Below are 20,338 nucleotides of genomic sequence, written 5' to 3'. Positions count from 1 at the left end.
CCGGCGCGCGAAGATGATGGATGAAGCCGGCCTCCCTGAGCCAGCCATCGCAATAGCTCCGGTCGCTCAGCGATGCCGTCAGATAGGTGCTGCCATGATAGGCGCGGTCGCGGGAGATGATGTGCCGGCGCGATGTCTGCCCGAGCTGCTCGAAATAGTGGTGGGCGATCCGGATGGCCGAATCGGCAGCGGTCGAACCGCCCGTCGTGAAGAGGACGCGGCTGAGCGAGCGCGGCGCGTGATGGGCAAGCGCGGCGGCGAGCGTCGCCATGGCGGGCGTCGTCAGATCGTCGAAGGGCGAATAATAGTCGAGCTGGCGGATCTGATCGGCGATCGCCTCGGCCATCTCTTCGCGGCCATGGCCGATATTGACGCACCACATGCCGCCAAGACCGTCGAGAAATTTCCGGCCATTCTCGCCGAAGACATAATTGCCCTTGGCGCCGACGATCACCGTCCGCTCGGAGTTTTCCATCAGCCCGAGATTGGTGAAGGGGTGGAGATTGTGCCGCCTGTCGATATCCGCGGTCGCCATCGGCTGGGCCTTGATGCCGGCGAGGGTCATGTCGTGCTCCCGGTACCCACGAGGGGCACTCGCTCAAAACGTCATTCATGTTCGGGCCTGAACGGCCGATGACATTTCTATCGCAGGACATGAGCCCCGATCTGTGTCCTTGGTAGGCTATTCGGGCGGACAGACGGCAATGCGTGAGCCGGGAAGGCTGGACAATCGGCCTCTCCCGCTGAACTATTTCCGGGACGAATGGAAGGTATGCATGGATTCCGGAATCGACCTCAAAGGCACACTCCCGCTCACGCTCGCCGCATCATGGAGCCGGCATCTGGGCGATGCGCTCACCGAGACGGACGCCGTCGAGAGCATTCGCAAGCTCGGCCGGGGTCTCGGCGCGCTCGTTCCCGATACGACGCTTTATGCGGGCTTCTATCTCCGGGATGCGCCGCCTCTCGTCATTGACCTTGACGGCGAATATGAATGGAACCGCGACTACAAGGAGGGGCAGTACCTGCTCGATCCGAGCTATGAGCAGTTTCTGAAACGCAGGCAGAGCGTCTGCCTGTCGCCCAAGGAAATGTTCCCGCCGGATTTCCGCGACAGCGCCTATTACATTTCCTACTACCGGCCCTATGGCATGATCGACGAGATCTGCTACCTGCTCTACCTGACCGATGATTTCGCGGCCTATTTCTCGCTCATGCGTTTCGTTGGCGCGCCGCATTTCAACGCGAGCGAATTTCGCCGGCTCGTCGCCGTGACCGACAGCGTCGAAATCGCGGCGCGGCGCATATGGGGTCTCTATCAGGAGCAGAACCGCAGCGATGCCGGCCCCTCCCATCGGCTGCACCAGATGCTCTCGGCCGCCTATGAAAGTTTCGGCGCCGAAGCCCTGAGCGAGCGCGAAAAGGAGGTCACGCGGCTTCTCCTCAAGGGGCTGCCGCCGAAGTCGGTCGGCCGCATGCTGAAGATCGCGCCAGGCACGGTGCGCAATCACATCAAGCGCATCTACATCAAGCTCGATGTGCGCTCGCAGGCGGAATTGCTCGCCCTGTTCTTCGAGACGCTGCAGGAAGCGGCGATGCTCGAAACCTCCGCCTGACTATCCCAACGAGGATATACCGCGCGCGCCACCCCGCCGATACCGTCACCCGGTCAACAGAATGGCGGCTCCACATCCGCTGGCCGGAGGAGAAAAGAAAATGACGGCAGGCACCACATCGCCTGATCCCGAAACGCTGCCCGCGCAACTCTATTGGAGCGCGGAAGCCTGGGAGGTAGAACGGCGCGAAATCTGGGCGAAGAGCTGGGTGCTTATCGGGCGCGTCTCGCAGCTCGAAGCGCCCGGAGACTATATCTCCGCGACCATCGCGGGCTATCCGGTCTTTGCGATACGCGGCAAGGACGGGGTGTTGCGCTGCTTCCACAATGTCTGCCGTCATCGCGCCTCACCGCTTGTAGGCGGAGACTGCACCGGCCATACGGACCGGCTCTCATGCCCCTATCATCGCTGGCTCTATGATTTCGAGGGCAATCTCCGTGGCGCGCCGGACATGGAGATCGACAAGAGCGCCTATGGCCTCGTGCCCGCGCGCTGCGAAACGTGGCGAGGGTTCGTCTTCGTGGCGCTCGATGCGGATGTCGAGCCGCTCGATTCATGGCTCAGCGACATCTCGACCGTCGCGCTTCGCCATCCGATCGAAACCATGAAGCTCGCCCGCCAGTTCTCCGTAGAAGCCGATATCAACTGGAAGACCTATTGCGACAATTACGCCGAGGCATGGCACATCCCGACCATACATCCGGGCCTCTATGGCGCGATTGACATGCGCGGCTATCGCATCGACGCGATCGGCCTGCGCGTGCAGCGGCACTATGCACCGGCGCGCGACGGCGGGCAGACGGACGGGCTCTGGGTATGGCGTCTGCCGGGGCTCTTCTTCAACATGTATAACTGGGGCATGAATATCGGGCAGGTCGAGCCGCTGGGCCCGACCAGAATGCGGCTGACCTATCGCTACCTCTTCAACGAACTCGATCCGGCAAAGGAGAAGGAGCGCGACGAACTGATCGAGTGGGCCTATACCGTGGCGAAGGAAGACCTCACCATTTGCCAGGCCGTGCAGTCGAACCTTCAGGCCGGTATCTACGACCGGGGACGCCTCTCCTCGGTGCATGAGAACGGCGTCATCCAGTTTCAGGAGCTTGTGAGCGCCGCTCATGCGCGGCAGGCTTAGCGGCGCGAAGCAACGCCAGGGGGCAATGGGGCGGGCGTCGAACCCGCCCCATCTCGTTCAGAGCGAGACGCCGCCGCCGACGATGACGACCTGTCCGCTGATGTAGTTCGATTCCGGCGTGCAGAAGAGATAGACGCCGTCCGCCGCTTCCTCCGGCGTGCCGGCACGGCCGAGGGGGATCATCTGCTTTTCCATCGCATCGATGAAGGCCGGCTGCACGCCCACGGCGATCTTGCGCCCCTCGACGTCGATGCTCGCGCCCGCTTCCGTCAGCGGCTGTGTCAGGCGGGTCTTGATGAAGCCGAAGGCCACGCAGTTCACATTGACCTTGTACCTGCCCCATTCCTTCGACATGGTCTTCGTCATGCCGACGAGGCCCGCCTTCGCCGACGAATAGCTCACCTGTCCCGTATTTCCGCCGAGCCCCGCAACCGAGGAGATGTTGACGATCTTGCGGAACACTTCCCTGCCCTGCTGCGCCTCATTCTTCGCGAAGACGCGAATGGGCTCGGCGGCGGCGCGGAGGATGCGGAAGGGCGCCGCCAGATGCACGTCGAGCATGGCCTGGAACTGCTCGTCGCTCATCTTCTGAATGACATTGTCCCAGGTGTAGCCCGCATTGTTGACGATGATGTCGAGACCCTTGTAGCTGTCGAGCGCCGTCTGCACGAAGCGCTCGCCGAAATCCGGCGCCGTGACGCTCCCCACGCATGATGTCGCCTCGCCGCCCTCCTTGCGGATTTCGGCAACGACCTCATCCGCCGGCGCCTGATCCATATCGTTCACGACGACGCAGGCGCCCTCGCGTGCGAGCTTCAGCGCCAGCGCACGGCCGATGCCGCGGCCCGAGCCTGATATGAGCGCAACCTTTCCCTGGAGTTTCTTCATCGCTTCATTCCTGATCCTGTAGTGCGAGCACCGCTTCGCCGAGAAGTTTCACATCGCCGCTCTGATCGCTGGCGACGAGTTCGAGCCTCACGCGCCGTTCATCATCGGCGACAAAACGCTCGACGAGCTTCGCCGTGCAGGTGATCTCGGCGCCGAGATGCGTAATGGTGGCGAAGCGCGTGCCGAAGCTCCGCAGCACCGATTGCGGCGCGAGATCCGTGAGAAGGCGCCCGAGAAAAGCCATCGACAACATGCCATGGGCGAAGACATCGGGCATGCCTGCCGACTTCGCGAAATCGATGTCGACATGAATGGGGTTGTGATCGCCGGAGGCGCCGCAATAAAGCGCGAGCATGTGGCGCGTGATCCTGTCGGCGGTGATGCTGCCGACCATGGCGCCTTCCGGCGCCGTCGCGAGATCCGTCATCGTTTTTCTCCTAGGCGTTTCGCACGACGATCGACCGGCGCATGTCGGCGACATGGACGCCATGCTGGTTGCGAGCCTCGGTCTCGGTGATGATGAATTCGAGCATGCCGCCCTTCTTGTCGTAGATGTCGGAAATGCGGGTGCGGAAGGTGATGCGATCGCCCGCACAGACAGGCGCGCGATAGACGAAATTCTGTTCGCCATGCAGAACCCGGCCGAGATCGACGCCAAGCAGGTTGAGGAAGTCCATGGGATCGTCGCGATCCATCTCGAGGCAGAAGAGGAATGTGGGCGGCACGGGCAATGACGCATATCCCGCCTTCCGGGCCGCTTCCTCGTCGGAATAGATGGCGTCCTTGTTGCCGGTCGCCTTGGCGAAAAAGCGCAACCGCCCCTTCTCGACCTCGGCGGTTGTCGGGGCGAATTCATGCCCGATGAATTTGCGGTCGATCATGGCGCTCACTCCTTGCGCTCATAAAGGGTGACGACGCAGGCGCCGCCCAGCCCGAGATTGTGCTGAAGCCCGATACGCGCGCCCTCGACCTGACGCAGGCCCGCGGTTCCGCGAAGCTGCCAGACGAGTTCCGCGCACTGGCCGAGGCCAGTCGCACCCAGCGGGTGCCCCTTGGAGAGAAGCCCGCCAGAGGAGTTCGTCACTACCTTGCCGCCATAGGTGTTGTCGCCATCCCAGATGAATTTTTCGGCCGCGCCCTCGGCGCAAAGGCCGAGGCCCTCATAGGTGATGACTTCATTCGTCGTGAAGCAGTCATGAAGCTCGACGACATCGACATCATCGGGGCCGATGCCCGCCTGCTCATAGACGAGCCGGGCGGCCTCCTTCGTCATGTCGGCGCCGACCGCCTTGATGAGGCTGCGCTCGGCGAAGGTCGAGGGCCGGTCGGTCGTCATCGCCTGCCCGGCAATGACGATCCGCGCATCGAGCCCGTGCTTGCGCGCAAACTGCTCGCTGCAGAGGATGGCCGCGGCCGCGCCGGAGCTTGGCGGGCAGCATTGATGCCGGGTCAGATTGAGAAACATCGTCGGCGATTGCAGTACGTCTTCCACGCTGAGCGGCGTTCTGAAGATCGCGCGTTCGTTGTGCCGGGCGTGGGTGCTCGCCTTCTCGCGCACCTTGGCGAAAGTCTCGCTGCGCGCCCCATATCTCTGCTGATATTCATATCCGGCGCCGCCGAAGAGACGCAGCGCCATGGGCACGGTCTCGGCGCCCTCGAAGGCTTCGTTCGCAACGTCAAGAAAATCGTCGAGCGGGCCGGGGCGATCGTTGAAAAGGGTCGAGAGCGCGCCCGGCGCCATCTGCTCGAAGCCGAAGGCCAGCGCACAATCGACGATGCCGCTCTCGACGGCCTGGCGCGCCAGAAAGAGCGCCGTGGAGCCGGTCGAGCAATTGTTGTTGACGTTGACGACCGGGATGCCCGAAAGCCCCACCTTGTAGAGCGCGGCCTGACCTGCGGTCGAATCGCCATAGACCCAGCCCGCATAGGCCTGCCTCACATGCTCATAGGAGAGGTTCGCATCCTTGAGCGCGAGACGGATCGCCTCCGCCCCCATTTCATTATATGGCGCTGCGGCTCCCGGTTTCACGAACGGGATCATGCCCACGCCTGCCACGACGACACGGCTCATTTGATTTGTCCTTCAGCTGACATTCCGGGCTTCACCGGCCCAGAAGCGTTTGCGGAGTTCGGCTTTGAGAATTTTTCCGGCGCCCGATTTCGGTAAGGGTTCGGCGCTGAACTCGACGCTGCGCGGGCATTTGTAGCCCGCGATGAGCGCCTTGCAGTGCTGCATCAGATCGTCGGCCGAAACCTGGCGGCCGGGCCGCGTGACCACAATGGCATGGACACGCTCGCCCCATTTTTCGTCGGGCACGCCGATGACAGCGCATTCGACGACGGCCTCGTGCTTCATGAGCGCGTTCTCGACCTCGGCGGAATAGACGTTCTCGCCGCCCGAGACGATCATGTCCTTCACGCGATCGACGATGTAGAGAAATCCGTCCTCGTCCAGATAGCCGCCGTCACCCGTCCTCACCCAGCCATCGACGAGCGTGGCGGCGGTCTGTTCCGGCTTGTTCCAGTAGCCCAGCATTGCATTCGGGCCACGCACCGCGACCTCGCCAACCTCTCCGTACTGACGCTCCTCGCCATCGGCGTCGATGATCTTCACCTCGACGCAGATGCCCGGACGCCCTGCCGAGCGCAGCTTGCCGGCTCGTGGCCCTGCCAGCACATGCCATTCGGGCCCGAGGAGGGTTGCGAGCGGAGCAAGCTCCGTCTGGCCATAACCTTGCGTGAAGGCGACGCCGGGAAGCGCCTTCAGCGCCGCCTCGAGCAGCGCTTCCGCCATCGGCGATGCACCGTAAAGAAGGCCCTTCCATGAGGAGAGGTCATGCTTTCCGAAGTCCGGGCAATCGAGCAGCATCCGGATCATGGTCGGCACGAGCAGGGTGTGGGTCACACGCTCCTTTTCGACGAGGCGCAGAAAGGCCGAAGGCTCGAAGGACGGCATGAACACATGCGAGCCGCCGAAGATGGAAGCCGCATTGCCGAGCCCGACATCGGCAAGGTGGAACATGGGCGCCGCATGGAGATAGCGCACCGAGGAATCATAGTGGATGCCCGCGCCGACACAGAGAGCGCCGGTCCAGAGGTTCTGGTGGGAAAGCATCACGCCTTTCGGGAATCCGGTCGTGCCGCCGGTGTAAAAGATGCCGGCGAGGTCGCCGCCCGACCGGAGCGCATCAGACGCAGGCGTGGCATCGGCGATCAGCGCCTCGTAATCCATGAGGCCATCCGGCGCCGGCTTGTCGCCGGCATGGATGAGGCAGGCAATGCCCTCGCAGACATCCTTGATCGCGCGGCCCATCTCGAGAAAGGCGTCGTCGACGATGAGAACCGTGACGCCCGCATCCTCAATCGAATAAACGTGCTCGGAGACGGACCAGCGCGTGTTCATCGGCACGATGGCCGCGCCCGCCCAGTAGACCGACGCACAAATCTCGAAATAGCGGTCGGAGTTCATCGCCAGCACGGCGATGCGATCGCCCGGCTCGATGCCGAGATCGAGAAGAGCGCCCGCGAAGCGGGAGACCCGATCCTTCACCTCCGCCCAGCTATGCCTGCGGTCACCACAGATCGTGGCGACGGCATCGGGCGTCGTTGCCGCCGCCCGATGGATGGCCTGTGTCAGATACAACGTTTCCCCCCGCCGTTCCGGCCTTTCGCCAAAATTCTACTGCTGAGTAACTTATATTCCCTGTAGTATCTTGTCAAACAGGGGGCCGGGTTCCTATGCTCGCGAACCCCAATCGGAGAAAACAGGATGCCGGGCGCGGCGATCACCTCACCCTGGAAAAAATCGCGGGAACGAAAGCGCGAAAGGGAGCTGAAGCAGGACGCGGTCCTGGCGGCTGCCGCGCATGTTTTCGCCGAATATGGCTATCACCGCGCGTCGCTCGACGAAGTGGCGCAGCTTCTCAACGTGACGAAGCCGACGCTCTATTATTATTTCAAGAACAAGGAGGCGATGCTCTTCGCCTGCATCGAGCATGTGCTCGACCGGCTCGATGACGAGGCGGCGGTGGCAGGCGAGGAAGAGGCGATGACGACGGGCCTCCAGCGCCTCGTCGCCTATCTGCGGCGTTATGCGCGCCTCATCGATACGGATTTCGGGCGCTGCGCCGTCCGCATCAGCGATACGGAACTGTCGGATGCGAGCCGCAAGAAGATCAGGCGCATCAAATCCGACATCGACCACAAGATCCGCGAACTCGTTTCGGACGGCATCGCCGATGGCTCCATCGCCTCATCCGATCCGAAGGTGACGGCTTTTGCGCTGGCCGGCGCGCTCAATTCGCTCGGCCATTGGCGCAATCGCGACGCCGATCTTTCCGAACAGAGGATCGTCGATGAATATATCAGCCTGCTGACGAACGGGCTCATCCCGCGAAAGCAGGCATGAAGGACCAGCAGGGCGCGCTGGCTCGCGCGCGCCCTGCCTCGCATTCAATCCTTACTGGGCGGGCACCGCCTGGCGCTGGCGCAGCGTATAATCCTCCAGCGCCAGTTCGGCCGTCGCCTTCGCATAATCGCGCGTATGGGACGACCAGTTCTGGGTGATGCGGCCATCGGCGGTCTTGTACCAGGAATTGCAGCCGGGATCGGCCCAGGTTGTCTTGGCCAGCGCCGTCTGAAGCTCGCGATTGAAGCGCTCCTGCGCCGCCTTCGTCACCTCGATCGAAACGGCGCCCGCAGCCTGCATCTGCTGGAGGGCGCGCACCGCATATTCGACCTGGCGCTCGATCATGAATGTGATCGTGTTGTGGCCGAGATTGGTGTTGGGCCCGTAGAGCATGAACATATTGGGGAAGCCCGCGGTCGTGATGCCGAGATAGGCCTCGGGCGCCTCTTTCCAGACGTCGTTGAGGCGCTGGCCCTCGCGGCCGACGACATCCATCGACCAGTGCCAGCCGGTCGTCTCGAAGCCCGTCGCATAGATGATGACGTCGAGATCGTGGGCCGCGCCGTCGGCGGTTTCGACGCCTTTCGGCGTGACGCGCGAGATGCCCTCCGTCACAAGCGACACGTTGGGGCGCATGAGGGCCGGATAGAAATCATCCGTGATGAGGATGCGCTTGCAGCCGATCGGATAGTCGGGCGTCAGCTTCTTGCGAAGCTCGGGATCGGGCACCTGTTCTTCCAGATGGTTGAGCGCGACGCGCGTATAGGCGGCGCGGCCCTCCTTCGTCCAGCTGAAGACCTGCCAGAAGAGATAATCCGCACCCGCATAAATCTGCTCGCGGCCGAGCTGGGCGACATGCGGCTCGGTCATCATCAGCGCCTTCTCTTCCTCGGTGATCGGGCGGTCGAGGCGCGGAATCACCCAGTTCGGCGTGCGCTGGAAGACGGCGAGATGCGCCGCCTCCTTGGCGACCTCGGGAATGAGCTGCACGGCGCTCGCCGCCGAGCCGATGACGCCGACGCGCTTGCCCTTGAGGCTGACCGAATGGTCCCAGCGCGCGGAATGGAAGGCGGGGCCCGCGAAGGTCTCGCGGCCCGCGATCTCCGGGATGGTCGGACGGTTGAGCTGGCCGAGCGCCGGCACGATCGCCTGCACCTCGATCGTCTCGCCCGCGCCCGTCTCGATGCGCCAGAGCGACTTCGCGTCGTCCCACTGGGCCTTCCTCGTCTCCGCACCGAGCTTCAGATGCGGGGCGAGGCCGAAAGTGTCGACGAGATATTCAGCGTAACGCTGCACCTCGGCCGCGCGGGGGAAGATGTGGCTCCAGGCGAGGCTCGGCGCGAAGGAGAACTGATACATCGCAACCGGCGTGTCGCAGGCGCAGCCCGGATAGGAATTGTCGCGCCAGGTGCCGCCGACCTTGTCGGCCTTTTCCAGAATGACGATGTCCTCAAAGCCGGCTTCCTTGAGCTTGATCGCGGCGCACAATCCACCGAGACCCGCTCCGATCACCGCCACTGACGGCTTGCCACCCATGATCTCCTCCCGAAAGTCTTGTTGTTTTGTCCGCTCCATGAGCGATGGACACAAGCTTAAGGGATAGTGCCGCCCCATTCCTAGAGGCAAAGGAAACCGCGCCGGCGGGGCTTGCCGCCGGGCGGGCGGGTGGCTCCGGCGCCCCGGCCGGGGAGAGGCGCGGTTACGCTACGTTTCGGCCGTTTCGTGCAGCGCCAGCATCTCGGTCAGGCGCGCATGGAGCCCGTCGGCGCGGATTTTCGGCAGCGTCTCGCGAAGCTTCCGCGCGACCCAACGCTGCCCCTTGGCAAGGAAAGCCACACGCGCATCATTGCCCTCGACAGCCATCAGCTTGATATAGAACTCGCCCGTTCGCGGCGAAGGCAATTCGCCGAGCGCAGCAATCTCGTCGAGCAGCAGACGGCAGCAATAGGTCTCGTTGGCATGAAGCTCGCGCATGGCGGCCTGCGCGGCCGGGTCCGCCAGATCGACGGCGAGCCGGGCGGCGGCGCGCGCGCCCGCGCGTTCCGCTTCCAGAAGCATGTTCAGGAAGGCGACAAGCTCGGCATGGGAGAGAAATCCCATATAGGCGTCGTCGGCTTCGCGCGCATAGCAGACGGGCGAGGCAGGCTCGCCAGCCGGAGCATCCGCCCCGCTTGCGGCCGCGCGCAAGGCGAGCGCCTCGCCCAGAATTCCGGCGATGCGCTCCTTCGCCGGGACGATGTCCGTGATCCGGCCCGTTCCCTCGCCCGCATAGATCGCCATGGTCTCGAGATCGCCGGTCGTGGAGCGCAAGGGGGAATCGGTGCTGAAGCGATAGAGCGCGCGGCCGAAATCCTCGCCGACGGTCTGAAGGCGCGGCTGGAAGGGATCGCCATGGCGCCCCTCGGTCACGCTGTTCTTCAGCACACGCACATAAGCGCCGGCCGGCCAGTTGATGTGAAACGCCGTCGTGCGAAGCGTGTCGGCGGATGAGCCTTCCACGATCCTCTGCTTGTGATAGTCATGCGCGAAGGATTCGCGCGTGGCGAGGAGCGCGGTTCCAAGCACCACGCCCGCGGCGCCGTGATCGAGCGCCTCGACGAAATCCTTGCCCGTCGCGATGCCGCCCGCGACAAGGACGGGCACATCGCCCGAAATCTTCAGCACATCGGCGAGAAGTCTCATGCGCGCCTCCTCACCGCGCACATGGCCACCCGCCTCGACGCCTTGCGCAATGAGCATCTGGGCGCCCGCTGCCAGCGCCTCTTTGGCGTCGCGCAGGGAGCCGACCTGGCAGACGACCAGGATCCCGCTATCGCGCAACCGCGTAATGGCGAGCGGGTCGACATCCCAGAAAAGGCAGACCGAATGAACCTTTTCCTCGATGCAGACCTTGAGTTCCTCCTCGAAGACAGCGGGCGGCGTGGCGGCGGGGATGAGATTGACGCCGAAATCCCGCTTCGTAGCCGCCCTCACCTCATTGATCTGCCTGCGTATGAAACGCGGCGATTCCCGGACCATGCCGAGAAAGCCATAGCCACCTGCCTCGCTCACCGCCGCGACCAGCTCGGAGCGGGCGACGCCGCCCATGCCGGCAAGCACGACGGGAACTTCGCAGCCGAGAATGTCGCAAGCCCTGGTCCGGAACACGGACCCCGCATTGTCGATGATGGAGCGCGCGGAAGACGCGCCCACCCGATCCGTCCGTTCCGACCCAGTGCCGCTCATTTCGTCCGTCCTACCAGTGCCAGACCTGATCGTGCTCGTCGAAGAGGCCGGCCACGGCTTCGCGCGCGACGACCTTCACGCCCTGCACGAGAGCCGCCTGCCCAAGTCCGCGGCGGTCGAGATCGTCACGGACAGCATAGACCGGCACGCCCTTTCCGGCGAGCTTCTCAAGCTCGTGGCCGATGCGGGGCGGATGGGTCTGGGTCCAGCCGCCGAAGCGAAGCCCGCTCGCATCCTGCCCCTTCACCGCGTAGTTGACGGCGTTACCGGTCAGGAGCACCGAAAGGTCGCCGCCCGCATCGCGCATGGAGTGGGTCAGCCAGATGATCGTATCGTCCTGCTCCTCGAGAGTGCCGCGGAATGCGGCCTCTATGATCTGAAGTGCCTTCATCACATTCACCTTGTTCCAATGACGAGCGAATTGTCGGAAGCGGCCGCGAGTTTCCAGAAATCGGCGGGGCCGCCGCGCCGCACGCCGGCCACGACCTTGTCGATGCCGCGCTCGTCGGCGCACAGGCCGCAATTCACCCAGTTGACGGTGCCGCCATTCTTGGCGGCCTTGGCGATGATCTCGCTCACCCAGATTTTCGGGAGCGGGTGGTTCTCGGTGTCCACGTCGGTGCCGTGGACGCCGTTGCCATGCGGCTTCTGCTGCTCGAAGGACAGGTGCACGCCGCCCTCATAGGCGAAGACATTGAGATTGTAGCCGCGGCCGGCCGCGATCTCGAGCAGACGGAAGAAGGTCGTGGAACGCGCGCTCTCATAGGGTGGGTCCATGATCGCGAATGCGAGTGTCTTAGGATTGCTCATCTGATTTCTCCCAGAGCGGTTCCGGGAAAGCGCGCTGGCGCCTTTCCGTCCGGAACCGCATCAACGTAAAAAGCCGTTCAGTGCCACAGGGCCTTGGCGCCCGCCGCGAGCGCGTCGACGACGCTTTCGAGCGGGGCCGCCTTGATGCCGTCGGCAAGGACACCCTTGTCGAGCGCGCGCTCGCGAAGCGAGAAGTCGTCGGCGAGCACGCGAACGCCCGCCCCGATCGCCTTGCGGAGCGCCGCATTGTCGGCGCCGACGCGGGCCGGCAGAACGCCGTTCTGAACGAGGAAGAGCGTCACATCACGCCCTTTCGCCTTCAGATCGGTGGCCAGCCGGTAGAAGCTCTCCGTATCGCCGCACTCGAACGGATCGCGCGACGAAATCAGCATGTAACCGCTCATTTGATCCTCCTTGCGACGGCAGTGCCGTCAGCTATTGAAATCCTTTCCGCCCGTCACCGCGCGCACATAGCCGGCGCGTATGACGAAATCGCCGAAATGTTCCTTGTCGTGACGATCCCTGGCGAAATGCGCGATAATCTTGCCCAGTTCTTCCAGGATGCGCGCCTCGCCGACATTCTCCAGATAGAGGCGATTGAGCCTCTGACCGTGGAATCCGCCGCCCAGATAGAAGTTGTATTTTCCGGGGGCGCGGCCGGTGAAGCCGATCTCCGCGATATAGGGCCGGGCGCAGCCATTGGGGCAGCCCGTCATGCGCATGGTGATGGGCACGTTCTCAAGCCCGTGATCGGCGAGGATGCGCTCGACCTTGGTGACGAGGGTCGGCAGATAGCGCTCGCTTTCGGCCATTGCGAGGCCGCATGTGGGAAGCGCGACGCAGGCCATCGAGTTCAGCCTGAGCGCGCTCGCATGGATGGAGGAATCGAGGCCATAGGCTGCGAGCATGTCGGCGATATGCGGCTTTTCCGCATCGGCGACATTGGCGACGATGAGGTTCTGGTTCGGCGTCAGGCGCAGCTCGCCCTTGTGAACGAGCGCCAGCTCGCGCAGCGCCGTCTTGAGCGGGCGCTGAGGCGTGTTCCGGATGCGGCCATTCTCGATGAACATGGTGAAGTGCCACATGCCATCCGAGCCCTGCACCCAGCCATAGGTGTCGCCATTGCTCGTGAACTCGAAAGGCCGCGCTTCCTCGAGCGGAAAGCCGACCCTGCTCGCGAGCTCGGCCTTGAACCAGTCGGTTCCCCTGTCTTCGATGGTGTATTTGAAGCGGGCATGCATGCGATCGACGCGATCGCCATAATCGCGCTGGATGGTGGCGGTCGCGACCGCGATGTCGAAGAGCTTCTCCTTTGGGAAATATCCCACGACATCGCCGAGGCGCGGGAACGTCTCCGGCGCGTTGTCGGTATTGCCCATACCGCCGCCAACGCTGAGATTGAAGCCGAGCAGCTTCTCGCCGTCGGCAATCGCGATGAGCCCGACATCCTGCGCATAGACGTCGATGTCGTTCACCGGCGGGATCACGAAACCGAACTTGAACTTGCGCGGCAGATAGGTGCGGCCATAGATCGGATCCTCCGGGGGAGTGTCCGCGTCGGAGGCCGCGACTTTCTCTCCATTGAGCCAGATCTCGTGATAGGCGCGCGTCTTGGGGATGACGCGGTTCGATGTGCGCCGGGCGAGATCATAGACTTCCGCATGAAGCGCGGAGAGATGCGGATTGACCGAGCACATCACGCCGCGCGTGTCGTCGCCGCAGGCCGCGATCGTGTCGAGCAGAACCTCGTTGAGCCCCTGAATGGTGCTTCTGAGGTTGGGCTTCAATATCCCGTGAAACTGGAAGGTCTGGCGCGTGGTCATGCGGAGCGTCGCGCCGCCATAGAGTTCGGAAAGCTCGTCGATCTTCAGCCATTGGCGCGGGCTGCACACGCCGCCCGCCAGGCGCACGCGAACCATGAACTGATAGGCGGGCTCCAGCTTCTGGCGGCGGCGCTCCTCGCGCAGATCGCGGTCGTCCTGCTGGTAGATGCCGTGAAACTTCATCAGTTTCGTGTCGTCGCTCGTAACCGAGCCGGTGAGCGGCGCGGCGAGGCTCTGCTCGATCGTGCCGCGCAGATAGTTGCTCTGGTCCTTCAGGCGCTCGTTCGGATGGAGCTTCTCGAGCGGCTGCGAGATGTCGTGGCTGCGATCGACGGCGGAGAGTTTCGTTTCGGTACTCATGACGTTTTCCTCAATAGACGTCGCGCTGGTAGCGCCCGCCGCGCTGCAAATCGCGCAGATATTCCTCGGCACCTTCCCGCGTCATGGCGCCGTTGCTCTCGACGATGGAAAGCAGCGCCTCATGAACGTCGGGCGCGAGCTTCTCCGCGTCGCCGCAGAGATAGAGATGAGCGCCTTCCTCGAGCCATGCGAAAAGCTCGGCGCCGCGCTCGAGCATCACATGCTGGATGTAGCGCTTCTCGGCCTGGTCCCGGGAGAAGGCGACGTCCATGCGGTCGAGCACGCCTTCCTTGAGCCAGCCCTGCCATTCGGTCTGATAGAGAAAATCAGTGCGGAAGTTCCGCTCGCCAAAGAAGAGCCACGCCTTTCCCTGCGGGCCTTCGGCCTCTCGATGCTGGACGAAGGCGCGGAAGGGCGCGACGCCGGTGCCCGCGCCGACCATGACGATCGGGGCCTGCCGGTCCTCGGGGAGCCGGAAATTATCGTTGTGCTGAATATAGACCGCGACGGAATCGTCGGGCTTGATCCTGTCGGCAAGGAAGCATGAGGCGACACCCGTTCTCTCGCTGCCATGAAGATCGTAGCGAACGGCTGACACGGTGATATGCACTTCGTCGGGCACGGCAAGGTGGCTCGACGCGATCGAATAGAGCCGCGGCTGCAGGCCGCGCAGGCCGGCAAGGAGCCGTTCGGCGGTGAGGCCCGGAACGGGATGGCGGCGCATGACATCGATGATGTGGTGCGTCTTCATGAAGGCCGTCAGCGCGGCGCGATTTGCAACATCCGAAAGCGTGCGCAGCTCGTCGGCGGCCGAAAGCTCGCCCCAGTGCTGGATGAATTTCGGCGTGAGCGCCGTGATCTCGTAGTCGCGGGAAAGCGCATCCGCGAGCGAAACCTCGCCACCCTTGGTTGCGACGGCTTCGCCGCCCGTCAGGCCGTTCAGTTCCAGCAGCTCCTCGACCAGAGCCGGGTCGTTGCGGGCGATGATGCCGAGCGCATCTCCGGGCTGATAGACGAGGCCGGATTGATCGAGCGCGAATTCGATGTGGCGCGTTTCCTTGCTGGAGCCGCGCCCCGTGATGGCGAGATTTTCGATGACCGGCGCGAGGAACGGATTGCGCTTGTCATGGGCCGCGGAGGCGACCGCCGCGCCCGCTGCGGGCAGCGCGACCTTCGCCGTTCCAGCACCTGCCGGGGCGGCTTCGGCGCGCAGCTTCTCCAGCACGGCCTCGATCCAGGCTTCCGCCGGTTCTTCGTAATCGACGTCGCAATCGACGCGCTCATGGATGCGGGCGGCGCCGAGTTCCTCGAAGCGCCGGTCGAGAATCTTCGCCGCCTCGCAGAAGAATTCGTAGGTGGAATCGCCAAGACCCAGAACGGCGAAACGCACGCCGTCGAGTTTCGGCGCCTTGCGGCCATTGATGAATTCAAAGAAGCCTGCCGCTGGCTCCGGCGCGTCGCCTTCGCCATGCGTACTCGAGACGAGGAGGATGAGCTTTTCGTCCTTGAGGCCGCGCGTCTTGTAGGCCGCGAGATCGCTCGCGCTCGCCTTGAGGCCGAGCCCTTGCGCCCGCGCCTCGATGCGCCGCGCGAGTTCCGCCGCATTTCCCGTTTCGCTCGCATAGAGGATCGTCAGCGTCACGGCATCGACGGACGGCGCCTCGGCGGCGAGCGCCGGGGCGGAAGCGGCCTCGGCCACAAGACCCGCTCCCGACAGGCGCGCCTGCGCCACGCCGGCGAGATAACCGCTCGCCCAGAGCTGCTGATCCGGCCTCAGCGCGGTCGCCAGCGCTTCGAGCTGCTCCATTTGCCGGTCGGTGAGGCCAATGCCGGGGAGGATGGACAGGGGCATATTCATAAGGTGCTCAACTCCGGCTCTGGATAAATTCACATTCCGGTTTGCGGAAACGGCATATTTTTCCGCGAGATTTATTTTTCTGTATTGATATACAAAAAAATAATGTAATTTTGGGGTGCAATCCGCGCTCGCCGGCGTTTATGACCAATACCCCGTCGCAAATGGGAAAGTGGCACTTGGCTTATAGGCCCGCAAACGAATATTATTCGTGTTTAAGCCCAATATTTTTGGTGAGAAATGGATATCGATCTGGCACGCACGTTTCTGGACGTCGTTGCGACGGGGAGCTTCGTCAGGGCGGCCGAGCGGCTCAACATCACCCAGACAGCCGTCAGCGCCCGCATCAAGGCACTGGAAGAACAGATCGGGCGCAGCCTTTTCGTGAGGAACAAGGCGGGAGCGCGGCTCACCCCCGCCGGCAACGAGTTCATCCGCTATGCGGCCTCGATGGTGCAGCTCTGGGAGCGGGCGCGCCAGCAGGTCGCCCTGCCGCCGGGGCGCGAGGCGATCGTCACCATCGGCGGGGAACTCAGCCTCTGGAACCCGCTGCTCCTCAACTGGCTCATCTGGATGCACCGGAACGCGCCCGAGATCGCGCTCAGAACCCATGTCGATCTCGGCGAGCGGCTGATCGAGAAGGTTCAGACCGGCGTTCTCGACCTTGCGATCATGTACGCGCCCTCACAGCGGCCGGGCATGAAGTTCGAACTGCTGCTGGAGGAAAAGCTCATCGCCGTCAGCACCGAGCCGGGTGCGAGCGACATGCAGAGCGGCGACTACATCCATGTCGACTGGGGCCCCGATTTCGCCGCGCATCACGAGATCGTCTTCCCGCATCTTCGCGACACCGGCATGTTTGTGGGCCTCGGGCCGCTCGCGCTTCAATACATCCTCACCATCGGCGGCAGCGGCTATTTCCGTATGCGCGCCGTCAAATCCCATCTCGAAAGCGGAAGGCTCCACCGCGTGGCGAACGCGCCTGAATTTTCCTTCTCCATCTACGCGCTCTCCTCCGCGCAGCCGGACTCGCCCGCCCTGCAGACGGCGCGGGAGGGGCTGCGCATGGCGCTCATGGCGGAGCGGGACGAAGGCGAGAGCCCGGCGCGGACCGGGGACGCACCCGTCCATTGACGCCGGCGGGAAGCGCCGCCTCTCCCTTGCAAATCCCTGATGGCGGTACACCTTCGCGGGTCTATGCTGGCTTGCGCGACGGGAACGGGAACCATTCCGCCCTCGCAGCCGTCTATCTGCCATGAAGAGGCCATCCATCGGCCGCCAGGGAGGAAAAGATGACGGAGCAGCCAGCACCCAGCGGCCCCGACCTTGCGCGAGGCATCGCGCTCGCCGAACTCGGCGATGGAAAACTGCTCGGCCATGTCGGCGACCAGGACGTTCTGCTGGTGCGCGCGGGCGACGAGATTTTCGCGATCGACGCCTATTGCAGCCATTATCACGGTCCGCTGGCGGAAGGGCTGGTCGATGGCGAGGGCATTCGCTGCCCCTGGCATCACGCCTGTTTCGATCTGCGCACGGGCGAGGCGACGCGCGCGCCCGCCTTCGGTCCGCTCGCCTGCTGGCGGGTCGAGCGGCAGGACGGACGTGTCTTCGTCAGAGAGAAACTCCCGCAGCCCCAATGGCGCGCGAGCGCGCCCGCTTCAGCCCCGGGAAAAATCGTCATCGTCGGGGGCGGCGCGGCGGGCTTCGCCGCAGCGGAAATGCTGCGGCGGCGGGCTTTTGCCGGCTCAATCACCATGCTGAGCAGCGAGGCGGCGGCGCCCGTTGACCGGCCGAACCTCTCCAAGGATTTTCTCGCCGGCAGCGCGCCCGAAGAGTGGGTGCCACTACAGCCCGACAAATTCTATGAGGAGGCGCGTATCGGATTGCGGCTCGGAACCGAGATCGCCTCGATCGACACGGGCGCGCGCCATGTCGTGACCGCAAGCGGCGAAAGGATCGGCTACGACCGGCTGCTGCTCGCAACCGGCGCCGAGCCCGTCCGGCTCCCCATAGCCGGCGCGGAACGATCCCATGTGCATGCGCTGCGCGACCTTGGCGATTGCCGCGCCATCATCGCCGCCGCCGGGGGCGCGCGGCGCGCGCTCGTCATCGGGGCGAGTTTCATCGGGCTCGAGGTTGCGGCGTCGCTGCGCGCCCGTGGCATCGAGGTGCATGTGGTGGCGCCGGAGAAGCGGCCGATGGAACGCATTCTCGGACCGGCGATGGGCGATTTCGTCCGCGCCCTGCATGAAGAGCATGGCGTGATCTTCCATCTCGGCGAGACCGTGGCCGCCATCGAGGGCAGAAGGGCGACGCTCTCGGGCGGCGGCAGGCTCGATGCCGATGTCATCGTCGCCGGTGTCGGCGTCCGGCCGCGCCTCTCGCTCGCCGAAAAGGCGGGTCTTGCGCTCGATCGCGGCATAGCGGTGAACGGCCATCTCGAAACGAGCATCGCGGGCATCTACGCCGCGGGCGACATCGCGCGCTGGCCCGACCCCCATTCCGGGCAGAACATTCGCGTCGAGCACTGGGCCGTTGCGCAGCGTCTGGGGCAGACGGCCGCCCTCAACATGCTCGGAGAGGCACGGATGTTCGATGCCGTGCCGTTCTTCTGGAGCCAGCATTACGACGTGCCGATCAATTATGTCGGCCATGCCGAGCAATGGGACGAGATCGAGACCGAAGGCAGCATCGAGGCCAGAGACTGCCTGCTGAAATACAAGCACAAGGGCCGCGTGCTCGCCATCGCCTCGATCTATCGCGACCTTGCAAGCCTCGAAGCGGAACTTGCGATGGAGCGCGAGGCGGCCTCGCGCTCCTGAGCGCGCCGCCCCGCGATCCGGCCCTGATGCGTCAGGCGTTCCTCAGATACCAGTCGAAATCGAGATCGCTCACGGAAGCGAAGAAGCGGTCGCATTCCGCTTCCTTGATGGTGAGGAAGATGTTGGCGAATTGCTCGCCCAGCCGCTCGCGCAGGAAATCGGACCGGCGCGCCACTTCGAGCGCCCGCCACCAGTTCATCGGCAACGTCGCTTCCTTTTGCCCATAGCCATCGCCGACGATCGGCGCGCTCGGCTCGATCTTCCTGTCGATGCCTTCCGCGATGCCCGCCAGCACCACCGCAAGCCCGAGATAGGGATTTGCGTCCGCGCCCGAAACGCGATGCTCGAGATGGCGCGTTTCCGGCCGGCCAGCCGTCACACGTAACGGCACGGAGCGGTTGTCGAAAGCCCAGGCGGGCGCGAGCGGCGCATAGGAGTTGCGGCGGAAGCGGCGGAACGAATTGGCGTTCGGCGCGAAGACGGCCATGCTCTCCGCCATGGTCTGCTCGAGCCCGCCGATCGCATGGCGCAGATGCGGCGTGAGCGCCGTGCCCTCGCCCGCGAAGAGATTGGGGTTCCTGTCATCGGCGAGCGAGACATGCACATGCATGCCGCTGCCCGACAGTTCCGCATAGGGCTTTGCCATGAAGGTCGCGACATAGCCATGGCGATCGGCAACGCCCTTCACCAGCCGCTTGTAGAGAACGGCATCATCCGCCGCGCGCATCGCATCGCCGCGATGTTCGAGCACGATCTCGAACTGCGCGGGCGCATATTCCGAAATGAGCGTGCGGGCGGGGAGCCCCATCTTCCTCGCGCCGGCAAAGACTTCGTTGAGGAAGGGCGCGAAATCCTCCAGATCCTGCATGAGATAGGCCTGGAGATGGGAGGGCGCGAAGCCGTTTGCGGCGGCGGGCGGCTTCGGCCTGCCGGCAAGCACCGCCTCGCGGTCGATCAGGTAGAATTCAAGCTCGATTGCGACGACGGGCCGGAGCCCCTTTCCTTCGAGTGCGGCGACGGTGCGGGCAAGCGCATGGCGCGGATCGGCGGGCGTCGGCGAGCCGTCGCGTTCCCAGGATTCCAGAATGAGCTGCGCGGTCGGCACATCGTGCCAGGGCGCATGCGTCAGCGTGCCCGCGACGGGGAAGCAGGGACGATCGGAATCGCCCTCCTCCCAGACTAGCCCGGTTTCGAGCACGTCGGCGCCCAGAATGTCGAGCGACTCGATCGAGCAAGGCAGCGGCCGCCCGTCGCGATAGGCGCCGGGAAGCTCCTCAGGCCGCAGCACCTTGCCGCGCGCGACCCCCGAGGGGTCTGTGAGAAAAGCCTGGAACTGGACGATCTCCGGATGAGCCGCGAGAAAATCCGCCGCTTCCTTCTCATTCGCACGCGCCAT

At 64.2% G+C, this 20,338-nt stretch carries 19 protein-coding genes and 1 tRNA gene; 5 read left to right on the top strand and 15 right to left on the bottom strand.

Annotated features, from left to right (window positions below):
* Positions 1 to 565: aminotransferase class III-fold pyridoxal phosphate-dependent enzyme (locus tag WBG82_RS05485; RefSeq protein ID WP_424422344.1), on the bottom strand; the 565-nt coding region annotated here is incomplete at its 3' end.
* Between the two features lie 211 nt (positions 566 to 776).
* Between WBG82_RS05485 and WBG82_RS05480 the strand changes: the two genes are divergently transcribed.
* Positions 777 to 1,616, top strand: a complete 840-nt coding sequence (locus tag WBG82_RS05480; RefSeq protein ID WP_424422342.1) for a helix-turn-helix transcriptional regulator — start codon at positions 777 to 779, stop codon at positions 1,614 to 1,616.
* A 100-nt stretch (positions 1,617 to 1,716) separates the two neighbouring features.
* The gene (locus WBG82_RS05475; RefSeq protein WP_424422340.1) at positions 1,717 to 2,751 is read left to right on the top strand and encodes an aromatic ring-hydroxylating oxygenase subunit alpha; all 1,035 of its coding nucleotides are present in this window, start codon (positions 1,717 to 1,719) and stop codon (positions 2,749 to 2,751) included.
* Positions 2,752 to 2,777: 26 nt separating this feature from the next.
* Here WBG82_RS05475 and WBG82_RS05470 read toward each other — a convergent pair.
* From WBG82_RS05470 to WBG82_RS05445, 6 genes are all read right to left on the bottom strand, one after another.
* A tRNA-Gln gene (locus WBG82_RS05470) sits at positions 2,778 to 2,847 on the bottom strand.
* Positions 2,809 to 3,639 (bottom strand): SDR family NAD(P)-dependent oxidoreductase, encoded by an 831-nt coding sequence (locus WBG82_RS05465; RefSeq protein ID WP_424422346.1) that lies wholly within the window; start codon positions 3,637 to 3,639, stop codon positions 2,809 to 2,811. The genes WBG82_RS05470 and WBG82_RS05465 overlap by 39 nt, the downstream gene beginning before the upstream one ends.
* A 4-nt stretch (positions 3,640 to 3,643) precedes the next feature.
* Positions 3,644 to 4,066 carry a MaoC family dehydratase gene (locus WBG82_RS05460; RefSeq protein WP_424422338.1) on the bottom strand — a complete coding sequence of 141 codons (423 nt, stop codon included), beginning with the start codon at positions 4,064 to 4,066 and terminating at the stop codon, positions 3,644 to 3,646.
* Positions 4,067 to 4,076: 10 nt separating this feature from the next.
* Entirely contained in the window at positions 4,077 to 4,520 is a 444-nt protein-coding gene (locus WBG82_RS05455) for a MaoC family dehydratase N-terminal domain-containing protein (protein ID WP_424422335.1), read from the bottom strand.
* A 5-nt stretch (positions 4,521 to 4,525) separates the two neighbouring features.
* Positions 4,526 to 5,710 carry a lipid-transfer protein gene (locus tag WBG82_RS05450; RefSeq protein ID WP_424422333.1) on the bottom strand — a complete coding sequence of 395 codons (1,185 nt, stop codon included), beginning with the start codon at positions 5,708 to 5,710 and terminating at the stop codon, positions 4,526 to 4,528.
* Positions 5,711 to 5,722: 12 nt separating this feature from the next.
* Complete coding sequence (locus WBG82_RS05445; protein ID WP_424422331.1) at positions 5,723 to 7,282, bottom strand: acyl-CoA synthetase; 1,560 nt, start codon at positions 7,280 to 7,282, stop codon at positions 5,723 to 5,725.
* A 126-nt stretch (positions 7,283 to 7,408) separates the two neighbouring features.
* Between WBG82_RS05445 and WBG82_RS05440 the strand changes: the two genes are divergently transcribed.
* Complete coding sequence (locus WBG82_RS05440) at positions 7,409 to 8,047, top strand: TetR/AcrR family transcriptional regulator (RefSeq protein WP_424422329.1); 639 nt, start codon at positions 7,409 to 7,411, stop codon at positions 8,045 to 8,047.
* Positions 8,048 to 8,098: 51 nt separating this feature from the next.
* On the opposite strand, the gene WBG82_RS05435 is transcribed toward WBG82_RS05440, so the two are convergent.
* From WBG82_RS05435 to WBG82_RS05405, 7 genes are all read right to left on the bottom strand, one after another.
* A complete protein-coding gene (locus WBG82_RS05435; protein WP_424422327.1) occupies positions 8,099 to 9,583 on the bottom strand; it encodes a flavin-containing monooxygenase in 1,485 nt (494 codons plus the stop codon).
* Between the two features lie 168 nt (positions 9,584 to 9,751).
* A complete protein-coding gene (locus WBG82_RS05430) occupies positions 9,752 to 11,272 on the bottom strand; it encodes a nitronate monooxygenase (RefSeq protein ID WP_424422325.1) in 1,521 nt (506 codons plus the stop codon).
* A 10-nt stretch (positions 11,273 to 11,282) separates the two neighbouring features.
* On the bottom strand, positions 11,283 to 11,663 hold the full coding sequence (locus WBG82_RS05425; protein WP_324299675.1) for a DsrE family protein: 381 nt from the start codon (positions 11,661 to 11,663) through the stop codon (positions 11,283 to 11,285).
* A gap of 5 nt (positions 11,664 to 11,668) precedes the next feature.
* Complete coding sequence (locus WBG82_RS05420) at positions 11,669 to 12,082, bottom strand: DsrE/DsrF/TusD sulfur relay family protein (RefSeq protein WP_424422321.1); 414 nt, start codon at positions 12,080 to 12,082, stop codon at positions 11,669 to 11,671.
* Positions 12,083 to 12,159: 77 nt separating this feature from the next.
* Entirely contained in the window at positions 12,160 to 12,486 is a 327-nt protein-coding gene (locus WBG82_RS05415) for a hypothetical protein (RefSeq protein ID WP_424422318.1), read from the bottom strand.
* Between the two features lie 27 nt (positions 12,487 to 12,513).
* On the bottom strand, positions 12,514 to 14,265 hold the full coding sequence (locus tag WBG82_RS05410; RefSeq protein WP_424422316.1) for an NADPH-dependent assimilatory sulfite reductase hemoprotein subunit: 1,752 nt from the start codon (positions 14,263 to 14,265) through the stop codon (positions 12,514 to 12,516).
* Positions 14,266 to 14,275: 10 nt separating this feature from the next.
* Positions 14,276 to 16,123 (bottom strand): assimilatory sulfite reductase (NADPH) flavoprotein subunit, encoded by a 1,848-nt coding sequence (locus WBG82_RS05405; RefSeq protein ID WP_424422313.1) that lies wholly within the window; start codon positions 16,121 to 16,123, stop codon positions 14,276 to 14,278.
* Positions 16,124 to 16,360: 237 nt separating this feature from the next.
* Here WBG82_RS05405 and WBG82_RS05400 point away from each other — a divergent pair, with 237 nt between their 5' ends.
* Both WBG82_RS05400 and WBG82_RS05395 read left to right on the top strand, forming a co-directional pair.
* Positions 16,361 to 17,254, top strand: coding sequence for a LysR family transcriptional regulator (locus WBG82_RS05400; protein ID WP_424422311.1), 894 nt, complete (start codon positions 16,361 to 16,363; stop codon positions 17,252 to 17,254).
* Between the two features lie 158 nt (positions 17,255 to 17,412).
* Complete coding sequence (locus WBG82_RS05395; RefSeq protein WP_424422308.1) at positions 17,413 to 18,942, top strand: FAD-dependent oxidoreductase; 1,530 nt, start codon at positions 17,413 to 17,415, stop codon at positions 18,940 to 18,942.
* Positions 18,943 to 18,973: 31 nt separating this feature from the next.
* Here the strand turns inward: WBG82_RS05395 and WBG82_RS05390 are convergent, their stop codons facing one another.
* The gene (locus tag WBG82_RS05390) at positions 18,974 to 20,338 is read right to left on the bottom strand and encodes a glutamine synthetase family protein (RefSeq protein WP_424422306.1); all 1,365 of its coding nucleotides are present in this window, start codon (positions 20,336 to 20,338) and stop codon (positions 18,974 to 18,976) included.

The organism is Parvibaculum sp. (genome assembly GCF_049671045.1).
In the GTDB taxonomy this organism is placed as follows: Bacteria; Pseudomonadota; Alphaproteobacteria; order Parvibaculales; family Parvibaculaceae; genus Parvibaculum.
This window is presented reverse-complemented; position numbering and strand designations above follow the sequence as displayed.